Annotated in this window: 12 protein-coding genes and 1 tRNA gene; 5 read left to right on the top strand and 8 right to left on the bottom strand. The window is 66.9% G+C overall.

Annotated elements, in window-relative coordinates:
- Window positions 1-101: 101 nt before the first annotated feature.
- From GWI72_RS12870 to rpmH, 6 genes are all read right to left on the bottom strand, one after another.
- Complete coding sequence (locus GWI72_RS12870) at window positions 102-2,327, bottom strand: diguanylate cyclase domain-containing protein (RefSeq protein ID WP_161708856.1); 2,226 nt, start codon at window positions 2,325-2,327, stop codon at window positions 102-104.
- 139 nt (window positions 2,328-2,466) lie between these two features.
- Window positions 2,467-3,114 (bottom strand): ribosome biogenesis GTP-binding protein YihA/YsxC, encoded by a 648-nt coding sequence (gene yihA, locus GWI72_RS12865; protein ID WP_161708855.1) that lies wholly within the window; start codon window positions 3,112-3,114, stop codon window positions 2,467-2,469.
- A gap of 66 nt (window positions 3,115-3,180) precedes the next feature.
- The gene (locus tag GWI72_RS12860; RefSeq protein ID WP_161708854.1) at window positions 3,181-3,825 is read right to left on the bottom strand and encodes a CatB-related O-acetyltransferase; all 645 of its coding nucleotides are present in this window, start codon (window positions 3,823-3,825) and stop codon (window positions 3,181-3,183) included.
- 204 nt (window positions 3,826-4,029) lie between these two features.
- Window positions 4,030-5,829: a membrane protein insertase YidC gene (gene yidC / locus GWI72_RS12855; protein WP_161708853.1), complete on the bottom strand. Its 1,800-nt coding sequence runs from the start codon at window positions 5,827-5,829 to the stop codon at window positions 4,030-4,032.
- A gap of 9 nt (window positions 5,830-5,838) precedes the next feature.
- Window positions 5,839-6,279 carry a ribonuclease P protein component gene (gene rnpA, locus GWI72_RS12850; RefSeq protein WP_209000107.1) on the bottom strand — a complete coding sequence of 147 codons (441 nt, stop codon included), beginning with the start codon at window positions 6,277-6,279 and terminating at the stop codon, window positions 5,839-5,841.
- Window positions 6,280-6,319: 40 nt separating this feature from the next.
- A complete protein-coding gene (gene rpmH, locus GWI72_RS12845; protein WP_106753960.1) occupies window positions 6,320-6,454 on the bottom strand; it encodes a 50S ribosomal protein L34 in 135 nt (44 codons plus the stop codon).
- A gap of 443 nt (window positions 6,455-6,897) precedes the next feature.
- Between rpmH and GWI72_RS12840 the strand changes: the two genes are divergently transcribed.
- The 4 genes from GWI72_RS12840 to GWI72_RS12825 all read left to right on the top strand — a co-directional run bounded on the left by GWI72_RS12840 (window position 6,898) and on the right by GWI72_RS12825 (window position 11,553).
- The gene (locus GWI72_RS12840) at window positions 6,898-7,698 is read left to right on the top strand and encodes a TVP38/TMEM64 family protein (protein ID WP_161708852.1); all 801 of its coding nucleotides are present in this window, start codon (window positions 6,898-6,900) and stop codon (window positions 7,696-7,698) included.
- 332 nt (window positions 7,699-8,030) lie between these two features.
- Window positions 8,031-9,485, top strand: coding sequence for a dihydrolipoyl dehydrogenase family protein (locus tag GWI72_RS12835; protein WP_161708851.1), 1,455 nt, complete (start codon window positions 8,031-8,033; stop codon window positions 9,483-9,485).
- Between the two features lie 42 nt (window positions 9,486-9,527).
- Entirely contained in the window at window positions 9,528-11,159 is a 1,632-nt protein-coding gene (locus GWI72_RS12830; protein ID WP_161708850.1) for a sensor histidine kinase, read from the top strand.
- A gap of 317 nt (window positions 11,160-11,476) precedes the next feature.
- Window positions 11,477-11,553 (top strand) — tRNA-Arg (locus GWI72_RS12825).
- Between the two features lie 190 nt (window positions 11,554-11,743).
- Here the strand turns inward: GWI72_RS12825 and GWI72_RS12820 are convergent.
- Both GWI72_RS12820 and GWI72_RS12815 read right to left on the bottom strand, forming a co-directional pair.
- Complete coding sequence (locus GWI72_RS12820; protein ID WP_244314237.1) at window positions 11,744-13,669, bottom strand: diguanylate cyclase; 1,926 nt, start codon at window positions 13,667-13,669, stop codon at window positions 11,744-11,746.
- Window positions 13,670-13,791: 122 nt separating this feature from the next.
- The gene (locus tag GWI72_RS12815; protein WP_161708849.1) at window positions 13,792-14,685 is read right to left on the bottom strand and encodes a LysR substrate-binding domain-containing protein; all 894 of its coding nucleotides are present in this window, start codon (window positions 14,683-14,685) and stop codon (window positions 13,792-13,794) included.
- 147 nt (window positions 14,686-14,832) lie between these two features.
- Here GWI72_RS12815 and GWI72_RS12810 point away from each other — a divergent pair, with 147 nt between their 5' ends.
- On the top strand, window positions 14,833-21,600 hold the full coding sequence (locus GWI72_RS12810; protein ID WP_161708848.1) for a DUF4214 domain-containing protein: 6,768 nt from the start codon (window positions 14,833-14,835) through the stop codon (window positions 21,598-21,600).
- Window positions 21,601-22,202: the final 602 nt, after the last annotated feature.

Genomic DNA, 22,202 nt, shown 5'->3' with positions numbered 1-22,202 from the left:
CAAGGGCGCCGGGGCGGACCGGTTTGGCCGGTCAGCGTCTATAGCCCGTTTGACGGGGCTACTCAACGCGCTTTGCCCGGAGCCCCTGCGGCGCGGCCGGGCTACATCGCGGAGGCGGTGGCGACGGGGGCGTCCAGGCCGCCGTCCTGGCGCGACAGGAGGCGCAGGAAGGCTGCCTGCGGCTTCAGCGGTGCGGTGGTCGCCAGCAGGAACTCGTCGGCACCGGCCAGCGCCAGTGTCCGCTCCTCGGCCCGCGAGGTCACGCCATCGGCGCTCACGGCAATCCCCAGGTCCAGCGCCAGCCGCGCCAGGGCCTGCGCCAGGCGATGCGGGTCGCTGTCGACGGTCTGGCCTGCAGACGTGAGGTTGAGGCCGACCCGGTCCACCCCGGCAGCGAGAAGCTGCGCTGCCGTGGTCGCACCACGGCCATAGCCGGTCAGACCGATGCGGACACCATCGGCCTTCATCTGCCGCAGGCTGGCCTGCATGTCCGGGGTCAGGGCAGCCAGCATTCCGGCGCTGAGGTCGATCTGCAGCGTCTCGGGCGCCAGTGTCGCGCGGGCGAGGATGGCCCGCACCCGCATCGGCAGGCCGGGCTCGGCGAGCTGCGCCGGTGCAAGGCCCACGCGCAGCCGGAGCGGCCGGCGCGCCACGGCCTGCCAGGCGCGGGCGAGCATCGCCGATTCCTCCAGCAGCCAGCATCCCAGGTCGAGCGCCTCGCGGGAGGAGCCCAGCTCATCGTGCAGCTGGTCCAGCACACGCCGGCTGCCGTCGGGGCGGTTCCAGACGGCCACCGCATGGGCACCGATCAGGCTGTTGTCTGCAAGGGACCGGATCTCGCGCAGCCCGATGTCGAGCGCCCCGTCCTGCCGCGCCCGCAGCACGCCGCGTTTCAGCCGGTCGAGGTTGTCGATGCGTTCGCGCATCGGCAGCTGGAACTGCTTGAAGCGGCCGCGCCCCTCCGACTTGGCGGCGTAGAGTGCCAGATCGGCGTTGCCGAGCAGCTGGTCGGGCGTGCCGCCGTCGCGCGGCAGCAGGGCGATGCCGATGCTGACACCGCAGCTCACGCTGCGGCCGTCGACATGGACCGGATCCGACAGCGCCCGCACCAGCGTCGCGGCGCAATCCTCGATGCCCAGATCGCTGCGCAGCGCCGGATCAAGGATGGCAAACTCGTCGCCGCCCAGACGGGCGATCGTTGCATCCGAGGACACGCAGGCCTGCAGCCGCCCGGCAAGCACCTTCAGCAATTCGTCGCCGGCCGCATGGCCGTAGGTGTCGTTGATCACCTTGAAGTTGTCGAGGTCGAGCAGCAGCAGCGTCGCCGGGTCACCGCTGTCCTGCCACTCCGAAAAGGCAGCATCGACGGCGCTTTTGAAGCCGATGCGGTTGGCAAGCCCGGTCAGCGGGTCATGCCGGGCGAGATACTCCATCTGGCGCCGGCTTTCCTCCTCGACGGTGACATCGCGGCAGATGCCGCGGTAGCCGAGGAAGCTGCCGTCGCGGCCGTAGCGCGCCCGGGCGGTGATGCTGATGCTGTGCATCTGACCGCGGTGCATGGTCTGATAGCGCCGGTCGCGCAGCGGCTGGGCCGGATCATGGTTGGCAAGGAGGGCGAGAAGCTCCGGGCTTGCCTCGTAGGTCAGCGGTTCGGCGTCTCCTTCGGACTGCGCCTTCCGCGCGGGGGTGTTGACCTCCGTGGGCAGGAACGTGATGCCATGCACCGGGTCATGTTCCCACACCCAGTCCGAGGCAATGTCGAGGAAGTCGCGCAGCCAGGTGGTGTGGTTGCGCGTGATGAGGACGCGCGACGCGATCAGGCCGAGATGCGAGAGCATGGCGCGCGTGCCGTCGTCCAGTCCGCCCGGTCGGGGCGCATGGTCCTGCACGCAGAGCGAGGCGATGATGTCGCCGTCCACGTCGCGCAGCGGGAAACCCGCATAGAAGCAAAGCCCCGCCGCGAGGCTCGGGTGATCGGCCAGATGGGGTTCGAGCCGCAGGTCGGGATACTCGACCGGCTTGCCCTGCCGCACCACATGGCTGCACAGCGTCTCGCTGGTGTTCAGGACCAGGGTGCCGCCGGCGCCGGCGTTGACGACGATCGTCTGCGCCCCCTCCAGGATGGCAACGAACCCGCGCGCACAGCCGGCGATGCCCCGGGCCAGTTCTGCCAGGGCCTTCAGGTCGATGTCGCCCTGATCCTCGAGGGCGGCAAGCAGGCTCTGGACGCGTCCGTTCTGGGACGTCTCGGCCGGCCGGCCGGCAGCGGTCCCGGCAGCAGGTGCCTGGGGGCTTTTGTCGTCCGTCGGGAAAGGGTGCCGCTTCACGTCGCCTGGGTCACAGTCTGGTTACAACGGCTCCAGTCTTGTCTGCTGCTCGTTAAAGTTACGTATATGACATCCGCTCAATGCCGCTGAACCGGAGAAAATCGGCACAAAACCCTACGGAAAATTACGAGGGTAACGGTCAGTAGCTCACCAGGTTTGCAATTTCTGCGCGCAGGACGTCGAGCCCCAGTCCCTTCTCGGAAGACGTCTCGATGATCATCGGATAGGCGGCCGGGCGCTTGCGCAGGATCTCGGCCGTGGCGTCCAGGAGACGCGACATCTGGCCGGTCTTGATCTTGTCTGCCTTCGTCAGGACAACCTGATAGACCACAGCCGCCTTGTCGAGCAACTGCATGGTCTCCAGGTCATTGGCCTTGATGCCATGCCGGCTGTCGATCAGCAGGAACACGCGGCGCAGGTTCGGGCGGCCGCGCAGGTAGGAAAACACCAGCGCCGTCCAGGCATCGACCATCGCCTTGGGGGCTTCCGCATAGCCATAGCCGGGCATGTCGACCAGTGTGAGGCCGGACTCCGGCGCCGTAAAGAAGTTCAGCATCTGGGTCCGGCCGGGCGTGTTCGAGGTCCGCGCCAGGTCGCGGCGCCCGGTCAGGGCGTTGATCAGGCTTGACTTGCCCACGTTGGAGCGGCCCGCGAGCGCGATCTCGAGACCCTCCGAGGCCGGCAGCTGCCGCATGTCGGCGATGCTGGTGACGAAATCCCAGGGCCTGGCAAACAGGAGACGGCCCGCTTCCAGCTGCGCGTCGGTGAATTCGGGTGTGTGCGTCATGTCTGTTCGGTTCCTAAGCACGTCTTGCCGGCCCGAGCCGTTCGGGCGGCGGTTGCGCGGGGCACGTCAGCGGTCGGTCATCCGGGCGAGAGTCTCCACGTCGCCGCCGCGCAGCAGCGGGATTGCCGCAGTAATACGGCCAATCGGCCAGTCCCACCATGCAATTTCCAGCAGTCTCTGCCGGACCTTTGGCGGAAAGCGGTAGCGGATCACCCGTCCCGGGTTTCCCGCCACGATGGCATAGGGCGGCACGTCGCGCCCCACGACGGCGCGCGCGCCGATGATCGCGCCGTGGCCGATCGTGACGCCCGGCAGGATCATGGCGTCCCGCCCGATCCAGACATCATGCCCGACCGTCGTGTCGCCCCGCAGCCCTTTTGCATGGTCGGCAAGGTCGAAGCCCTCGCTCCAGCCGTGTCCGAAGATCTCGAAGGGATAGGGCGACAGGCGCGACATGTCATGGTTCGCCCCGTTCATGATGAACTGGACGCGGCTGGCGATGGCGCAGAAGCGGCCGATCACCAGGCGGTCGCCCATGAAGTCGAAGTGATAGAGGACGCAGGTGTCCTCGAAGCGCTCCGGCTCCACCGGGTCATGGTAGTAGGTGTAATCGCCGACCTCGATGGTCGGGCGGGTGACGACCGCCTTGAGAAAGACGATCTCCTGCGTGCTGGCGAAGGGGAAGGGCGTCAGCGGGTCCGGTCCGTGCATGTCGTGTCTCCTGGGCTGCAATCAGGCCGGGATGCCTGGCGCTGCTCCGGCGCACGGCATGTCCGGCCACGGCGTCCTTCAGCTGATCACGACACGGTCCTCCGCAGGCAGGGTGGGTCAAACGACGTTTCCCCGCCGGCGGTCCGGCGGGGAAACGGGAGTGTCGCAGGCTGGCCGCGGGAGCCGGCCGGGAGGAGACCTGTCTCAGGCTCCTGTCTCGCCCTTCTTGCGCTTGAAGGTCGTCGACAGGTTGTCCCACAGCTCCACCTTCACGCCCTGCCGGCGCATGATCACGTACTGCTGGGCGATCGACAGGGAGTTGTTCCAGGCCCAGTAGATCACCAGACCGGCCGGGAACGAGGCCAGCATGAAGGTGAACAGCACGGGCATCCAGTTGAAGATGATCTGCTGCGCCGGGTCGGTCGGTGCCGGGTTCATCTTCATCTGCACGAACATGGTCACACCCATGATGAGCGGCCAGACGCCGAGCATCAGGAAGGTGGGCGGATCCCAGGGGATCAGGCCGAACAGGTTGAAGATCGTGGTCGGGTCCGGCGCGGACAGGTCATGGATCCAGCCGAAGAACGGCGCATGGCGCATTTCGATGGTGACGAACAGCACCTTGTAGAGCGCGAAGAACACCGGGATCTGGATCAGAACGGGAAGACAGCCGGCCAGCGGGTTGATCTTCTCTGTCTTGTACAGCTCCATCAGGGCCTGCTGCTGCTTGGCCTTGTCGTCCTTGTACTTCTCGCGGATATCCATCATCTGCGGCTGCACGAGCTTCATCTTGCTCATGGAGACGTAGGACTTGTTGGCCAGCGGGAAGAAGATGAGCTTGACGAGAACCGTCACCAGCAGGATCGCCACGCCGAAGTTGCCGACGAGGTGGAACAGCCAGTCGATGACGAAGAACATCGGCTTGGTCAGGAAGTAGAACCAGCCCCAGTCGATCAGCAGCTCGAAGCCTTCGATCTTCAGCGTGGCTTCATAGGAGTCGATCAGCTTCGTTTCCTTCGCGCCGGCGAAGAGATACGACGCTGCATCACCCGAGGCGCCCGGCTGCACCGTGACGACGGTGCCGAGGAAGTCGGCCTGGTAGATGTCGGTGGCGGCGTTGTAGCTGAAGCTCGGCTCGAAGGTGCTGCCGGCAACCGGCGCAAGCGTCGCGGCCCAGTACTTGTCCGTGATGCCCAGCCAGCCCTTGTCGGACTGGCCCGGCTTGATCTGCTTCTCTTCCTGCGCTTCGCTGTAGTCGACTTCCGTCAGGCCCTTCTCGCCGAGCACGCCGATCAGGCCTTCATGCAGGATGTAGAAGTTTTCCGTCTTCGGCGTGCCGCGGCGGGCAATCAGGCCGTAAGGGTAGAGCGAGACCGCTGCGGCGCTGGTGTTGGTGACGCCCTGCGTGACCGTGAACATGTAGTTCTCGTCGATCGCGAAGGTGCGGGTGAAGACCAGTCCGGCGCCGTTGTCCCAGGTCAGGGTGACCGGCGTCTGCGGGCTGAGCGCCGTGCCGCTGGCGGTCCAGACGGTGTCCGGCCCCGGCAGGGCAACCGTGGCGCCGGGCTCGGAAACCCAGCCGTAATCGGCGTAATAGGCGTTCTGGCTGCCCTTGGGCGAGAACAGCACGATGGTCGGGCTGCTGCGGTCGACCGTCTCGTGATAGTCCTTGAGACGGATGTCGTCGACGCGGCCACCGGACAGGCTGATCGAGCCGGACAGGCGCGGCGTGTCGATGGTGACGCGCGCGGAACTGGCGAGGGCGGCATCGCGGGTGAGCACGCCGGAGGCCGCACCGGCCGTCGAACCTGGGATGCTGGCGCTGCCGGCGGCGGCACCGGGAACGGGAGCCTGGGCGTCGGCGGCCTGCTGGGCCGCAGCCTGCTGCTGCTCCATTTCGATGCGCTGCTGTTCAAGCTGCGGGCCGACGACAAAATACTGCCAGCCCAGAACGATGATCAGCGACAGAACGATGGCGATGATCGTATTGCGGTTGTCAGCCATGAGCTGCCGTCACCCCTTGTTTTTGTCCGGACCCGGCCCTGCAGACCGCCCCTTGCCTGCGGTCGGGCGCCCGCCGTGCCGTGGCCGTGCGCCCTTTGGATCGAGGGCCGGTTTGAGCCCTGAGATAAGATCACGAACGAGATCGGAGAAGGGCTGCGACAGTGCGGCCCTGCGGCCGATGATCACATAGTCCGCGCCCTGGGGCACCACGTCGGTGCCGAGTTCGGCGACCGCGGCGCGCAGCCGGCGGCGGATCCTGTTCCGCTCGACCGCGTTGCCGGTCTTCTTCGTGACCGTGTAGCCGACGCGCGAGCCCGCATCCCCGTCACCGCGTGCGAGGCCCTGCAACGCAAAAGCGCGCCGGTCTGTCCGTCCACTGGTGGCGACGGCCAGAAACTCGGAGCGCTTCTTGAGAGTCTTCATGTGGCTGCGGCGGCGTTGTTGGTCCATGTCCCGAAAGGTCCGGTCACAAGCGCCGCTGCCGGGCGCCTCAGGCGCTCAGACGCTTGCGGCCCTTGGCCCGGCGACGGGCGAGAACCTGACGGCCGTTCTTGGTCGCCATGCGGAGACGGAAACCATGACGGCGCTTGCGAACGAGGCGGCTCGGTTGATACGTACGCTTCATTTTTGTTATCCGCGCCGTCGCGCGGCCCTTTTTGAATACGAAAGTCTCAGGCTGGAAGCACCGTCAGTCCGGACGTCCGGGCACAGACCCGAGCGTTCGGACATGATCATCCTGTCTGGACAAGATGGTGCAGGTCCGGGTCGAGCGCGCTTATACGGGGGCTCCGTGGCCAAGTCAACGCGTTCCGCGCGCTTTCCGGCGCAAACGGACCGGACGGGAGGGCCCGCGCCCCGCCCGATCCCTCGTCAGTCACGACATGGTGAGGCCGGGACTTGTCCCGTGTCAAATGTCGGTGACAGCAAGGTTTTCGCCAGAGATCGGCGCTATTGTCCGCTTCTGTTCATCGCCTTGCGCCAGCCGGACCAGCCATCCGGAGCGCGCGGGGAAACTCCTGTCGCGGCAAAGTCATGTGACCCCTGCCGCCGGTTCGGACCATCCGGCTCATGACTGATCACGCCGAAGCGCCCCGATTCCCGATCCGATCCGCCCTGCGCTGGAGCGCCTTGCTCGCGCTCGCCGGCGTGACGCTCGCCGGTTATCTCGGCGGCTGGCACGAGGACCTGTCGCTGTCCGGGCTCATCCGGCATCGCGGCGACCTCGCCACCCTCGTCGTCGAGCATCACGTTGCCGCGCTCGCCCTGTTCACCGGCCTCTATGCCACCGTCGTCGCCCTGTCCTTTCCGGGGGCTTCGCTGCTGACGGTGGCCGCCGGCGTGCTCTTCGGCTGGATCGAGGGCGGCCTCGCCGCGCTGCTTGGCGCGACGGCGGGGGCAACGGTCGTCTTCCTGGTGGCGCGCTCGTCGGTCGGGGCCGTGCTGGCGGTCCGGGCGGGTCCGTTCCTGCGCCGTCTGTCCGACGGCTTCCGCAGGGATGCGGTCAGTTACCTGCTGTTCCTGCGCCTGACGCCCGTCTTTCCCTTCTGGCTCGTCAACATTGCGCCGGCGCTGTTCCAGGTTCCGCTGCGCGTCTATGTGCTGACAACGGCAGTCGGCATCTTGCCGGGCACCTTTGCCTTCGCCATGGTCGGTTCCGGCTTCGACAGCGTCATTGCCGCCCAGGAGGCGCTGGATCCCGGCTGTGCCGGACGCGGCACCTGCCGGGTCAGCCTGATGGCGCTGCTGACGCCGGAACTGCTCGCGGCACTGGCCGTGCTGGGGGTCGTGGCGCTTCTTCCGGTCGTGGTCCGGCTGCTGCGGTCGCGCCGCAAGCCGGCGAAGCCGTCGGGCGGTGGCCCGGGGGCCTGAGCCATCCCGCCGCTGGCGCGCGGCCGCCGGGCCGGATCCTCAGCACAGGGCCGCTTCTGGTGACGGGGCCAGTTTCTGGTGACAGGGCCCGTTTCGCGTGACAGGGCATGGACAAGCACCGGGCCGGCGACGCAGACTGGAAGGCCGGACGCCCCTCGGGTGTCCCCCGGACCAGATCCGGGACCGGACCCCGGATCGTGCCGTCGGGCGCGTCGGTGCCGCAGCAGATCGGGGGCGTGCCGGACCGGACGAACCGGGAGCACGGGAGGCAGGCGGACGGGCCTGCAACCCGGGCCAGGTCCGGCGATGAGAACGGAAGCCATGGAGGGGCAATGTCGCGGCAACTGACGCCTGATATCTGTGTCATCGGAGCCGGCTCGGCCGGTCTGTCGGTCGCGGCCGGGGCTGCCGCCTTCGGCGTGCCGGTCGTGCTGGTCGAACGCGCGGCCATGGGCGGTGACTGCCTCAACACCGGCTGCATTCCCTCCAAGTCGCTGCTGGCGGCTGCGGGCATGGCGGCGAGCCGGCGGGCAGGGGCTGCGTTCGGCGTTGCGCCCGTCGACCCTGCAATCGATTTCGCAGCCGCAAAGGCGCATCTGCGCTCGGTCATCTCGGCCATCGCCCCGCATGATTCCGTGGAACGGTTTGAAGGTCTCGGCGTGACCGTGGTGCAGGGGGAGGCCCGCTTCACGGGCCGTGACACGCTGGCGGTGGGCGAGACGACGATCCGGGCGCGCCGGTTCGTCATTGCCACCGGCTCGCATCCCTTCCTTCCCCCGGTTCCCGGGCTCGAGACCGTGCCCTTCCTCACCAACGAGAGCATTTTCGGCCTCGAGGCCTGCCCGGAGCACCTGCTCATCCTGGGCGGCGGCCCGATCGGCCTGGAGATGGCCCAGGCGCACCGGCGTCTCGGGGCGCGCGTCACGGTCCTGGAGGCCGGCCGGGCCCTGAGCCGCGACGATGAGGAACACGTGCCGCTGGTGATCGAGGCGCTCAAGGCCGAGGGCGTCGAGTTCCTGGAACGCACCCATGTCGCCCGCGTCGAGCCCGGCGAGGCCGGCGTCGTGCTCACCGTCGAATGGCCGGAGCAGGGCGGCCGCTCCGACGGCGCCGGGCGGATGGGGCGGATCGAGGGGTCGCATCTGCTCGTCGCCACGGGCCGCGCTCCCAGCATTGCCGGTCTCGGGCTGGATCTGGCCGGGGTCGAGTTCAGCGCCCGCGGCATCAAGGTGGACGAGGGGCTGCGAACCTCCAATCGCAGGATCTACGCCATCGGCGATGTGGTCGGGGGGCTGCAGTTCACCCATGTCGCCAACTATCACGCCGGGCTCGTGCTGCGCTCGGCGCTGTTCCGCCTGCCGGCGAAGGAAAACCGCGAGATCGTGCCCTGGGTCACCTACACCACGCCGGAGATCGCCCAGGTCGGGCTGCTCGAGGCGGAGGCCCGCAAGCGCTACGGCACCCGGCTCCGGGCGGTCCGCGTCGACTATGCCGCCAATGACCGCGCCCAGGCCGAGCGTCGCACCACCGGCAAGGTCAAGCTGCTGGCCGGCCCCGGGGGGCGGCTGGTCGGCGCCTCCCTGGTGGGGGCCAATGCCGGCGAGATGGCCAACCTTCTGTCGCTGGCGGTGTCCCAGGGCCTGACGATGAAACAGCTTGCCGGGTTCATTGCCCCTTATCCCACCTATGGCGAGATCCTGCGTCGCGCGGCCCTTGCCTATTACGCGGAGGTGCCGAAACGCGGGCTGGTCAGGGCAGTGGTGCGAATCCTGCGTCTGTTCGGCTAGACTGCCAGGGCAACCGCAGCGCGCTGCAAGGGAGCAGAACCGATGAGACAGGACGCAGCCGACCGGTTTGCTCCCCTGTCGCCGGGACAGGGGACCGGCGAGGGGCCAGAGCCTGACCTGACGGCTGACCTGAAGTCCGGCCTGACAGACGGGCTGACAGACGGGCTGACGGCAGGACCAGACGGCGGACCGGAGCCCCGGGCGCGCTCGGACGCCGCCGACGGGCCACGGGCGGATCTTGTCCAGGCCCAGCGGCGCATCAGCGGCCTGTCCGGCAAGCTGCTGCTGCTCACCGTGCTCTTCGTCATGCTGTCGGAAGTGTTCATCTTTGTCCCGTCCATCGCCAATTACCGCAATACCTGGCTGAACGACCGCCTGACCACCGCCGGCGTGGCGGCCTCCGTTCTGACCGAGACCAACACGATTGCCCCGCGGCTCCAGGAGGAGTTGCTGCGCACCACGGGCGCCCTCGCCATTGCCCTGGTCGAAGGCCAGCGCCGCAGTCTCATCGCCATGAGTGCGCTGCCGCAGGATATCGACATGATCATCGACATGCGGGCCGTCTCGCCGATGAATGCCATTGCCTCGAGCTTCGCCGTGCTGCTGTCGCCGGGCGAGGGGCTGATGCGCGTCATCGGGGCCGGGCCGATGGCCGGCGGCGGGCGCGGCATCGAGCAGGTCGACATCGTGCTGCCCATCCGGTTGCTGCGCGAGGACATGCTGGCCTTCTCCGGCCGCATCCTCGCCCTGTCCCTGTTCATCTCGGGCCTGACCGCCACCCTCGTCTACATCACCCTCCGCGCGCTGTTCGTGCGGCCGCTGCAGCGGCTGACGCGCGCCATGCAGGCCTTTGCCGAGGCGCCGCAGGATGCGACCCTGCTCCTGCCGCCCAGCACCCGCGCGGACGAGATCGGCGATGCCGAGCGCCGCTTCGTCGACATGCAGCAGACCCTGGCCCGGACGCTGCACCAGAAGCAGAGACTGGCCGACCTCGGGCTTGCGGTGTCGAAGATCAACCACGACCTGCGCAACCTGCTTGCCTCGGCCCAGCTCTTCATCGAACGTCTGGAGAACGTGCCCGACCCCACCGTGCGGCGTCTGGCGCCCAAGATCCTGTCGACGCTGGACCGGGCGGCGGCCTACACCCAGGCGGTGCTGGCCTATGGCAAGGCGCAGGAAGCCACGCCCAGCCGCCGGCTGGTGCGGCTGGCGCGGGTCGTCACCGATGTCGGCGAGCTGCTGGCCCTCGCCGAACGGGCAGACATCGCCTTCGAGGTCGAGGTCGACGAGGCGCTGGAAATCGACGCCGATCCGGAACAGCTCTTCCGCGTGCTGCTGAACCTGCTGCGCAATGCCCTGCAGGCGCTGGAAGGCGAGACCGATGAGGCCGTCATCCGCCGCATTGCCGTGCGGGCGGTGCGGCGCGACGGGCTGGTGACGATCCGTGTCAGTGACACGGGGCCCGGCATCCCGCCTGCCATCCGCAACAATCTCTTCCGGGCCTTCCAGAGCGCGGCCCGCAGCGGCGGTACCGGGCTCGGGCTGGCGATTGCCGCCGAGCTGACCCGGGCCCATGGCGGCACCATCGCGCTGGAAGATCGCGGGGCAGGGGCCACCTTCCGGCTCGACTGGCCAGATCGACCCTCTGGTCGCGCGTCTGACCGGCTGACCTGACCGTCTCACCTGACCGGCGCACCTGCGTCGCGGCCGATCCCCGCTCGCGGACGGCGGACGTCCGGCTCGTTTGCCGGTCAAGGTTTTCCACCGTTGTGCACAAGCCGGAAGCGGCGGAATTCTGCGCTGTCAAAAAAAGTTTCAAATGCCCGCTTGCCAAGCGGCTCAGGTTTGAGTAGGTACGGCGTCGTTCGGAAGCGCCTCGCACCGAGGCGCCGACGACCTGTTCCCGACAGGATCCACGAAGCCTCGCTTCCAGGCCCTGACGGAAACACGAGGCCCCTGCCTCAGGGGTCCATATCGCCGCAAGGCACAGCGCGCCCGTAGCTCAGCTGGATAGAGCACCAGACTACGAATCTGGGGGTCAGGAGTTCGAATCTCTTCGGGCGCGCCATTTCTCTTCCGTCTAATCTCTCTCTTCTGTCGCGTCGCCTGGCTCTTCTGTCTCGCGGCCATGCCGTCATTGCGCTGTTGCGTGCCGTCCGGGCGCAGCAGCGCGGATTGCGCGCGCCCGCCCGCCACGCCCGGACGGCCACGGCGTCAGGTCCGTGGCCCGGACGGACGGCACGCGTGACCGGGGTCTCTCAGGCCGGGCTGTCGGTGTCGCGGCGGCTGTTCTCGCCGAGCGTCCGGTTGCGGCCGGAGGCCTTGGCGTTCAGCAGGGCAATGTCGGCACGGGTGCGCAGGGTGTTGACCGGGCCGCCGGCCGGGCTCAGGGCAAGGCCGATGGAAATGGTGACGGTGCCGAGGATGCGCCCGCGATGGGTGAGCGGCGTGGTCGCCACGCGGTTGCGGATCTGCTCGGCGAGCTGCCAGGCCACCGCGCCGGTCGTGTCCTCCATCAGCACCGTGAACTCCTCGCCGCCGAACCGGTAGGCGCGACCGGCAGTGCCCACCAGCTCGACGATGACGCCAGCCACCGTCTGCATCACGACGTCGCCGGCGTCGTGACCGAACTCGTCATTGAAACGCTTGAAGTGGTCGATGTCGATCATCAGGCAGGCCAGCGCCCGGGCGTCCGCCTCCCCGTTCCCGCCCGCAGGACCGCTGTCCTCGCCGGCAGGGCTCTCCGTCTGGCCCGGAGCTTCGGCGGCGGCCCGCAGGACCGGATGGGGGGCCGGATGGGGGGCCGGATGGGGGGCTTGCGGATGGTCCTGTGCCAGGGCGTGCAGCGCCTCGTCCAGCGAGCGGCGGTTCAGGAGACCGGTCAGCGAATCCTGCACAGCCAGCCGCATCAGCCTTTCCCGCAGCTGCAGGTTGGCAATGGCGAGGCCGAGATTTTCCGCGATGATTTCCAGATAGAGCCGGGCGTCCTGCACCTCGGAGGCATCGTCGCTGCGGCCCTCGAGATAGAGCAGGCCGATGGTGTCGCCCTGGGCGGTCAGCGGCATGCACAGGCTCGGCAGGTCGTCCTGCTGCACGTGGCCGCAGGGCACGTCGTTCTCGCTGTCCTGCGCCGCATGCGGACGGCCCCGGCGCAAGCCCCAGCAGTCGCGGGTCTGGAACCGGTCGACCACGCCGCGCGGACCAAGCCAGGAGCCCAGCGGCGCCAGCGACATGCGGCTGTTGCTGACCACATAGAGCGCGCCGGGCAGATGCGGGAACAGCTGCGGCAGGAACCGGCTGACCACCTCGGCCAGCTCGTCCAGCTTCTCGCAGGCCTGCAGCCGGTGCATCATCTGCAGGATCAGGTCCTTGGTCTGCAGGTCGCGGCGTCGCTCCGCATCCAGTCTTGCCCGCTCAAGGCCGTTGTCGCGGAACACCTGGATGGCGCTGGTCATCTCGCCGATCTCGTCGCGTCGGCCGTCGAGCGGCACCTCGACGGCGAAATCCTGTCGTGCCAGCCGGTTGACGATGCCCGTCATGCGCCGCAGCGGCTGCGACACGCGCCGGATCAGGATGAAGTACAGCACGCCCAGGAACACCGCAGCGGTCATCCCGAGCGACAGGCGTGCCACGTGGCCATACATGTCGCTGCGGGCATGGCGCGCGGCCAGCTCTGCTGCGGTCCGGGTCTCGGTGGTCTGGCGGAAGGCACGGACCGAATCGATCAGGTCCAGGTGCGCGGCGTAATGCGCATCGCCGAACAGGATCTCCCGCGCCTCTTCCGTCCGCCCGGCCTGATGCGCCGCAACGGCCTTCACTTCCAGCGCGTCAAGCGCCTCGGCGTCCCGGCGCACCCGTTCCAGGAGCTCCAGTTCCTGCGGGGTGACCCCGAGCGCCGGGGCCGTGTCGATCGCCTGTGCGAGGGCCCGTTCCTGCGCCTCGGCCACGTGAAAGGCCGCCAGATGCTCCGGCGTCCCGCGCATGACGAAAAGCCGCGCCTCGTCCGTTCTCAGCTCCGCGCCGAGGGCCAGGTCTTCCGCCAGCCTGTCGAGCTGCAGCAGGTGCTCCACCGCGACCCGCTCGTCCTCGGCACTTCTGGACGACAGGATGAACGCCACGCCGGACGTGATGGTCATGACCAATGTCAGGCCATAGGCCCAGTTGGTGATCGTCGAGATACGCATTGCCCCTCCCAAGGTCGTCCCCTCGAGATAGACGCCTTCTTGCCGGTGCCGACAAGCCAGACGAATGCATACCAGACGTGTAACCCGGTTGTAGCTCGCCGGCCCCGCGTGCCGGGCCCCCCTTAAAGCCGCCGCCGCGCCAGTTCCCCGGCGTAGGCGAGCGCAATATCAAGGAATTCGCGGATGATCGGCGTCCTGCGACGGTCCTGCCGGGTGACGACATACTCGGTCAGGTGCGTCGTGCGGTCGTCGATGTCGAGCGGGACGTTGGCGAGCCGCGGGTCCGGAACGCAATCGCTCGTCACCATCAGGGTGACCCCCAGTCCGCGGGCGATTGCCTCGCGGATTGCCTCGCGCGAGGAAATCTCGAGGATGGCCCGCGGAGCGAGACCCCGCGCCTGCAGCTCCGCCTCGATGGCGGCGCGCGTCATGCTCCGCTTCTCGCGCAGGATCATGGTTTCCGCCGCCAGACGGGCCAGGCTCACCGCCCCTTCAGCGGCAATCGGATGCTGCGCGGGCACCACGGCCATCAGCGGCTCGGTGTTGAGCGGCTGCAGGTAGAAATCTCCCCCTGCGGGAGGTGTCACGAGAATGGCCACGTCCATGTTCGCCGCCTCGAGCTGTTCAAGCACGGCGCCTCCCGGCTGGATGCGGATGGAGACGTCAATGTTCGGGTAGCGTTCCTTGTAACGCTGTAACAGTTCGACCGCATGCATCGGCGCGTCAGACCCGATCCGCAGCCGTCCGCTGTTAACACTGTTGTTTTGATTCAATAAATTTTCGATCTCGTCCCAGCTGGTCATGAGCTGGCTAGTCATCTTGTAGAGCCGCTCGCCAATCGGCGTCAGACGCAGCAGGCGCCCCTCGCGCTCGAACAACGCGACGCCGAACCGATCCTCCAAAGCCTTGATGTGCTGCGACAAGGTCGGCTGCGTGACAGCCAGACGACGGGCGGCACGGCCGACACCACCTTCGGATGCGATGGCGTGAAATGCACGTAATTGCTGAAATTTCATAGGCCATGCCTATCATCAATAATCGTAATTTCAAATGGAATTTCGCAATGGTTGACGGTTTGTAAACGGCAATGCCGCCGACCGGACCCCTCTTCCGGTTGTCTCGCCCCCCAGAACGGCGGCTTGTCCTTGCAATCGGAGCCTGCCATGACCCCTCCCGTCTTCAAGCGTCTGTCCGACACAAGCCTGCCGTCGCCGAAGGGCGAGCACCTTCTGAAGGTGGAGCGCCTCGCCGCCAACCAGGCCCTCGAGGTGAAGATTGACGGCCTGGCCACCCCGGCCCGCAACTTCTCGCTCGTCTACGATCTGCTTGCCCCGAAGGCCGGCATGCAGGGCAATTTTGCCTCCCTCCTGCAGCTCGGCGCGGCCGGGGCCTCCGACGGTGACCTTTTTCTCAAGAACACCAGCGGTGGCATCCAGGTCGGGATCGACAACAAGTATTCCGGCACCCTGACGGCCGACACCTGGCATCGCCTCGTCGTCACGCTCGCCGACAACGGCGACGGCACCTCGACGCTGAGCCGCTATGCCAACGGCACGCTGCTTGGCAGCCAGAAGGTCCCGGGCGATCGCTTCAGCCTCGACAATGCCCAGGGACTGCGCCTCTTCAACGACGAGGACGGCGAGACCTGGGGACTGGATCTCGCCGCCTTCGCCGTTGTGGCCCGCACCCTGACGTCGTCCGAGATCACCGCGCTCGGCGGCGCCGCCTCCACAGCCGTTCTGACCGACAAGGAAGCTGCGCCCCATGCCGAGTTTTCCTTTGCGGGCGGTTCGCTTGCGGCGACCCGCGGTGCCGGCACGCTGAAGCTGATCGGTGAGGGCACGCCGGCGAAGGTGGTGCCGATGGCCACCGCCGGCCAGGTGCGCCTGCCGGACCAGGACCTGACCATCATGTCGGTCGGCGCGACCAAGGGGCTGGAAAACGGCCTCGTCATCCGCACCGACGCCAAGGTCCCGGTGAAGAACTTCACCCTCTCCTTCGATCTTCTGGTCGAGAAGACCGACGGCATGAACAAGTTCGGCTCGCTGTTCCAGGTCGACATGAAGGGGGATGGCGAGACGTTCCTGCGCAGCGATGGCGCCACCTTCTCGATCGGCCACGGCGGCAAGTATTCCGGAACGCTCGAGTTCGGGGCCTGGCATCGTGTCACCGTGACCGTCACGGAAGGCGATGCGGGCAAGTCGGTCCTGACCTACTTCGCCAATGGCAAGAAGCTCGGCACCGCCACGGTCGACACCGCCCGCGCGACGATTGACCCGAAGCTCGGCCTGACCCTGTTCAATGACGACGACGGCGAGACCTGGCCGCTGCATGTCAGCTCGGTCACCTTCGCCGAAGTGGCGGCACCTGCCGACTATGTCGAGAGCCTTGGCGGCGTGAGCCTCAACGGCCCGGCCGACATGAGCGGACAGGGCTTCAACTTCGTCCAGTTCGGCTTCGACAAGGGTGATCTCTCGGCCACCGCCGGCAAGGGCTCGCTCAAGCCCTATGGCACGCCGGACGACACCAACCCGGGTGGCGGCGGCGGCACGACGCCGGTTGACCTGAAGATCATCGCACCGCTCGCCGACAGCCTGATCAAGGTGGGGAGCGCCGACAAGGCGATCGACCTGACCAAGGTGTTCGCCGGCAAGGACCTGACCTACAAGGTCACCACCTCCGACGGCGCTGTCGTGGATGCCAAGATCGATGCCAAGGGCGTGATGACGCTCGACTTCGGCAAGCTCGGCGTCTCCGACCTCTCGATCACGGCAACCGACTCCACCGGCAAGTCGGTGACCGACAACGTCCGCTATCTGGTGACGGGCGACAAGGCCTACACGATTGCCGTGTTCCCGGACACGCAGGACTACACCGACGACCCGATGGGCGCGCAGGTGTTCAAGAGCATGACCAAGTGGATTGCCGACAACGCCGGCAACCAGAACATCCAGTTCCTGGCTGGCGTGGGTGACATCACGCAGTGGGACGCCGAAGGGCAGTACGCGATCGTCAAGCAGGCGCTGGCCAACATCGACGGCAAGGTGCCGTTCCTGCTGCCGCCCGGCAACCATGACGGTGGCGGTCACTCGCGCGAGTACATCAACTACAACAAGTTCTTCGACCTGACGAAGATCAAGGCCGAGAGCAAGACCTTCGGCGGCGTCTATGACCGCGAGCCGAACAGCTACCAGAACAACTACCACACCTTCACCGCGCCCGACGGGCAGAAGTGGCTGGTGATGGGTCTGGAGTTCGGCCCGCGGGACGACGTGTTGCGCTGGGCGGATGACGTGCTGAAGTCGCATCCGGATCACCGCGCGATCCTGACCACCCATGCCTACACCAACTGGGACGGCATTCACGATCCGCTCGGCAAGCCGCTCAACGACGAGGGCGCTGGCCATGACTATGCCGTGCGCACCGATCCGGGCGATGCCAATGACGGCGAGACGATGTGGCGCGATGTCGTCACCAAGAACCCGAACGTGGTCTTCACCTTCTCCGGCCACATCTTCGGCGACGGCGCCGAGACGACGATCCGCTACAACGACTTCGGCGGCACCGTCTACAACATGCTGATGAACTATCAGGACGGCGTCTCGAAGGAGATCACCGGTGCCGGCAACGAAGCCAAGGGCGGCAACGGCGGCAATGGCGCCATCCGCCTGATCACAATCGATCCGGAAAACGACACGTTCTACACCGGCACCTATTTCACCGAGCTGGACACCTACCTGACCGGCGGCCGCGGTGGCATGACGCTGGACCGCAATGGGCTCAAGGGGCCGTATGTCGGGCACCAGGAGGTCTACCGGGACGCTGGCGTGTCGGGTGACATGCTGGTCGCTGGCCGGGCCGATGCCGGCGCTGACCAGACGGTCGACGCGGGCGGCAAGGACAAGGTCGCCGTGACGCTCGACGGCTCGGCCTCCAAGGCGCCGGCCGCTGGCAGCCTCGCCTACGAATGGCGTGATGCGGACGGCAAGCTTGTCGGAACGGGCGCGCAGACGCCGGTCGAGCTGGCCTCGGGCCGTCATCAGTTCACGCTGACGACGCGGGATGGCAACGGCAAGACCCATGACGACACCGTGCAGGTCTTCGTCAAGGGCAAGGACACGCTGCTCATCGACACGTTCAACGACGGCAACCTGAACGGCTGGAGCAAGCTGGACGCGCTCGGCAATTCGCTGCCGCAGCTGGTGGCGGGCAAGCCCGCCGACTTCAACCTGCCGGATCTTGCCGGTGGCACGGCGACCATCGCCAAGGTGCCCTCGCTGCCGAAGAGCACGGGACTTCTGGTGGTTCCGCAGGGAACTCCGGCGGACGGCGGGGCCAAGTTCGATGCCTTCACGCTGATCTATGACGTCTTCCTGGCGAAGGGCGGCGGTGCCTTCACCAGCCTGTTCCAGGGCGACACGTCCAACAGCTCGGACGGCGACATCTTCATCAAGGAAACCGGCGGCGACGCTTATGGCATCGGCATCGGCGGCAACTATCCGGGCGGCATCAGCCTGGGCGCATGGCACCGTCTGACCTTCACCATCGAGGGCGACAAGATGGTCAAGTACTCCGACGGTGTCATGGTCGGCGAACAGTCGATCGGCAATGACCGCTATGCCTTTGATCCGAAGAAGGGCTTCCTGCTGTTCGCGGACGAGGACGGAGAGACCAACGACATCTTCATCTCGTCCTTCACCTTCACGGAGAAGGTTTTGACCAAGGATGCGGTGGCCGCGCTGGGCGGACCCGACGCCAAGGGGCCGGTTCTGGCGGCAGGCGATCCGAATGCCTTCCAGATCGACTTCGGCGGTTCGGGCAACAGCCTGTCCTTCGGCAATGCCAGCGTCGCCATCACCAGGCTGCAGGACACCGGCTGGCTGGTGAAGGGCTCGGTCTACAACAACCCGAACAATCCCTATTCGGACGGTTCGCTGTTCGACCAGACCAACTCGCCGGACGCCAAGATGCTGATCTGGGGCGCCAGCGAGGCCAAGGCCTGGACGGATTACAGCTTCGAGGTGTCGATCAACTCCTATGATGACGACGCTGTCGGCGTGCTGTTCCGCGTCAAGGATGCTTCCAATCACTACATGCTGACGCTCGACACGCAGAAGAACGAGCGTGTGCTGGTGAAGGTCCAGGACGGTGTCACCACCGAACTGGCCCGCGAGGCCAACGGCTATCGCTTCTATGACGAGATGCGCGTCAAGGTGGCGGTTGTCGGCGACGAGATCCGCGCCAGCATCGATGGCGAAGTGCTGTTCGGCGGCCCGGTGAAGGACACCAAGCCGCTCGTCTCCGGCACGATTGGCGTCATCTCCAGGGACCAGACCATCACCGAGTTTGACGACGTGGTTGTCACCAGGGCCGTGCTGACCGCAGACGCTGGCGAGGCCATCCGCGTGGTCGATTTCGACGGCGACGGCAAGGTCTCGGTTGCGCTCGACGGCGCAAACTCCTTCGGCCCGTCCGGCATCGCAAGCTACGACTGGTCGGCCGGAACGGCCAGCGCCAGCGGCAAGTCCGCAACGCTGGATCTGGCAGCGGGCAAGCACGACGTCAGGCTCACGGTGAAGGAAGCCGGTGGCAAGAGCAGCAGTGATCTGGTCAAGGTCGAGGTCGTGTCCAAGGACCGCGTCCTCATCCATGACACCTTCTCTGACGGCAACATGGACGGCTGGACCGTCAAGGACACCGGCGATCTCGGAGGTGCCTCCGACTGGAAGGTTGACGGCGGCCGGCTGGTCCAGGCTGGCGGTATCACCAGCAAGGAACTGACCTGGAAGGGCGCCTCGGCGACCGACGTGTGGGAGCGCGGCTGGAGCCCGCTGGGTGACGGCATCTATGCCCTGCACCAGGGCACGGCAGCGCTGTGGCAGGACGGCTATTCCTGGACCGACTACTCGGTCGCAGCCAAGCTGGTCGCGCCGGCCAAGGGTGGCATGGGCTTCATGCTGCGCTACCAGGACGCCAACAACTATTACAAGCTGGAAGTGGACGCCAAGAACGGCCTCACCACGCTGGTGAAAATGGTCAACGGTCGCGAGAGCTTCATCGACCGCGCCCGCAACACCTACACGCCGGGCGAGACCGTCGACCTGCGCGTCGATGTTCAGGGAACGAAGTTCTCTGTCTGGCTCAACGGCCTGAACCTGTTCCCGGATGTCGCCGAGGACCGGTCCATCGCGTCGGGCACCGTCGGCCTCTACACCTGGGGCAACCCGGGCGTGGCCTTTGACGATGTCACCGTGCTGTCGCTGAAGGCATCCACCGGATCGAACCAGGCACCTGATCTTCTCCTGTCTGCGAAGGCGCTGACGCTTGCGGAGGGGACTGTGGCGGCGGACCGGGTGCTGGCGGATGTGAGCGTGAAGGATGACGGGATCGGGACGAATGTGATCTCGGTGTCGGACAGCCGCTTCGCGGTGGAGAATGGCAAGCTGGTGCTGAAGGCCGCGTCCGTGCTGGACTTCGAGGCCGGGTCGACGATTGCGGTGAAGGTGTCGGTGGACGATGCCTCGATCGGGACGGGGCCTGAGGACATCGAGACCTTCACGCTGACGCTGACCGATGTGGCGGAAGGCGGCAATGGCGGCGGCGGCAATGGCGGCGGCGGCAACGGGGGTGGCAACGGCGGTGGCAGCACCGACCCGGTGACGCCGAACCAGCCGGTGCCGGGTGGCTCGGACAGCAACGACACGCTGACCTACACCACGACGCTGCCGCAGCAGATCGACGGCAAGGGCGGGTTTGACACCGTGCGTCTGCCGCTGGCCTTCGATGCGGTGAAGATCGTTGCGGCCGATGGCGGCTTCCGTCTGGAGCCGGTGAAGGTCGGGCAGTTCAGCCCGATCTTCGTCGCCAACATCGAGGCGGTCGAATTCCTCGGCGGCGTGACGGTGCCGAATGATCCGGGGGCGATCCGCCGGGTGGCGCTGGACAGCTCGAAGGAAGCGGCAGCCGTGCACCGGCTCTATGATGCGGCCTTCAACCGCGATCCGGACACGGCCGGCCTGACGCACTGGGCCAAGATGCTGAAGGGCGGCGAGAGCCTGTCGAGCGTGGCGGAGATGTTCGCCGGCTCGCCGGAGTTCACCCGCGGCCAGAGCCTCACTGACGACACGTTCGTGGCCCGGGTCTACGAGAATGCCTTCGGCCGCAAGCCGGATGCGGCCGGGCTTGCCCACTGGGTGAAGCAGCTGCAGGGCGGGGCGAGCCGGGGCGAGATCCTCGTCGCGATCTCGGAAAGCCAGGAGCATGTGAACAGCCAGGCGTCGGCCGTGAAGAACGGGGTCTGGACCCTGAGCGAAGGCGTCGAGCATCGCGGCACGGCCGGGGCGGACACGATCAGGGTGGCGAGCCTGCCGGCGCGGGTCGATGGCGGGGCCGGCACCGACAAGGTGGTGTTCACGGCAAACTTCGCGGATGTGAAGATCCTGTCGGCGGACAAGGGCTTCGAGGTGATCGGCACCAGGGGCGGCCAGTCGGCGTCGCTCAGCAACGTGGAGCATCTGGTCTTCGGCGACGGCACGGAGCTGAAGCTCGACACCAGCGCCACGTCGGCCAAGCTGGTGCGCCTGTTCGATGCGGCCTTCGACCGGCCGGGCGACATCGTGGGCTTGAGCGGCTGGGCCAAGGCGCTGAGCGAGGGCAAGGCAAGCCTTGGCTCGATCGCGGATGCCTTCGTCAAGTCGGCGGAGTTCGCCTCGCGCTTCGGCGCCAACCTCTCCGACGCGGCCTTTGTGCAGGCGGTCTACGAGAACGCCTTCGGCCGCTCGGCCGATCCGGCAGGTCTGGCCGGCTGGGTCATGGCGATGGGCGAGGGCAAGTCGCGCGGCGACGTGCTAACGGCGATTGCCGAGAGCGCGGAACACGTCCAGCTCACCGGCAACGTCACCGACGACGGCGTCTGGCTGATGGTCGCCTAAACGCGGCCTGAGCCGGCCTGACCGCGGCCTGAGCGCGATCAACACCCTCAACGGGCCGTCCCTTCCGGCCCAGGCGCAAGGCCCCCCGGAGCAATCCGGGGGGCTGAGTTTGCTGAGAAACCTCGACCTCACCGAAGTCATTCCGGCCAAGCGCAGCGCCGAGCCGGGACCGGAGAGTCGAGGCCTCGATACTTCACCCAGCCAGCCCCTGAGAGACCTTGGCTCTCCGGTCCCGGATCTCCGCTTCGCTCTCGTCCGGTATGACGAAAGCGGGTTTGTCGGCAGTCTGAGCCTCCCGGAGCAATCCGGGGGGCTTTCGGGTGTCGGGCTCGCGTTCGCTCGCACAGACGCGCTGGAGTCCGGATCTGCGGTTCGCTTCGCTCACCTTGTCCGGAATGACGAGGCTGTTGAGGCGTGCCGGGGCGAGGCCGAATGCTTCATGTGCAGAATTTCAGGTAAATAGAGTGTTTCGATATGTTTTCTGTTTTATGAATTAGAAGATCCATAACCTTTACATCTTTTAACGCCGCTATAATGACTTGATTACCAAGTGAATAAACCGCGAATATAGCATCGTCGATTAGTGTTGCCTTGAAAGAGCT

This window comes from Pannonibacter sp. XCT-53 (assembly GCF_009915765.1).
In the GTDB taxonomy this organism is placed as follows: domain Bacteria; phylum Pseudomonadota; class Alphaproteobacteria; order Rhizobiales; family Stappiaceae; genus Pannonibacter; species Pannonibacter tanglangensis.
This window is presented reverse-complemented; position numbering and strand designations above follow the sequence as displayed.

What these genes read in the sequence shown, in the direction of transcription:
- rpmH (WP_106753960.1), bottom strand. Translation starts at nt 6,454, where the DNA reads ATGAAGCGTACGTATCAACCGAGCCGCCTCGTTCGCAAGCGCCGTCAT.
- GWI72_RS12815 (WP_161708849.1), bottom strand. Translation starts at nt 14,685, where the DNA reads ATGAAATTTCAGCAATTACGTGCATTTCACGCCATCGCATCCGAAGGT.
- yihA (WP_161708855.1), bottom strand. Translation starts at nt 3,114, where the DNA reads ATGACGCACACACCCGAATTCACCGACGCGCAGCTGGAAGCGGGCCGT.
- GWI72_RS12860 (WP_161708854.1), bottom strand. Translation starts at nt 3,825, where the DNA reads ATGCACGGACCGGACCCGCTGACGCCCTTCCCCTTCGCCAGCACGCAG.
- yidC (WP_161708853.1), bottom strand. Translation starts at nt 5,829, where the DNA reads ATGGCTGACAACCGCAATACGATCATCGCCATCGTTCTGTCGCTGATC.
- rnpA (WP_209000107.1), bottom strand. Translation starts at nt 6,279, where the DNA reads ATGGACCAACAACGCCGCCGCAGCCACATGAAGACTCTCAAGAAGCGC.
- GWI72_RS12840 (WP_161708852.1), top strand. Translation starts at nt 6,898, where the DNA reads ATGACTGATCACGCCGAAGCGCCCCGATTCCCGATCCGATCCGCCCTG.
- GWI72_RS12820 (WP_244314237.1), bottom strand. Translation starts at nt 13,669, where the DNA reads ATGCGTATCTCGACGATCACCAACTGGGCCTATGGCCTGACATTGGTC.
- GWI72_RS12835 (WP_161708851.1), top strand. Translation starts at nt 8,031, where the DNA reads ATGTCGCGGCAACTGACGCCTGATATCTGTGTCATCGGAGCCGGCTCG.
- GWI72_RS12810 (WP_161708848.1), top strand. Translation starts at nt 14,833, where the DNA reads ATGACCCCTCCCGTCTTCAAGCGTCTGTCCGACACAAGCCTGCCGTCG.
- GWI72_RS12830 (WP_161708850.1), top strand. Translation starts at nt 9,528, where the DNA reads ATGAGACAGGACGCAGCCGACCGGTTTGCTCCCCTGTCGCCGGGACAG.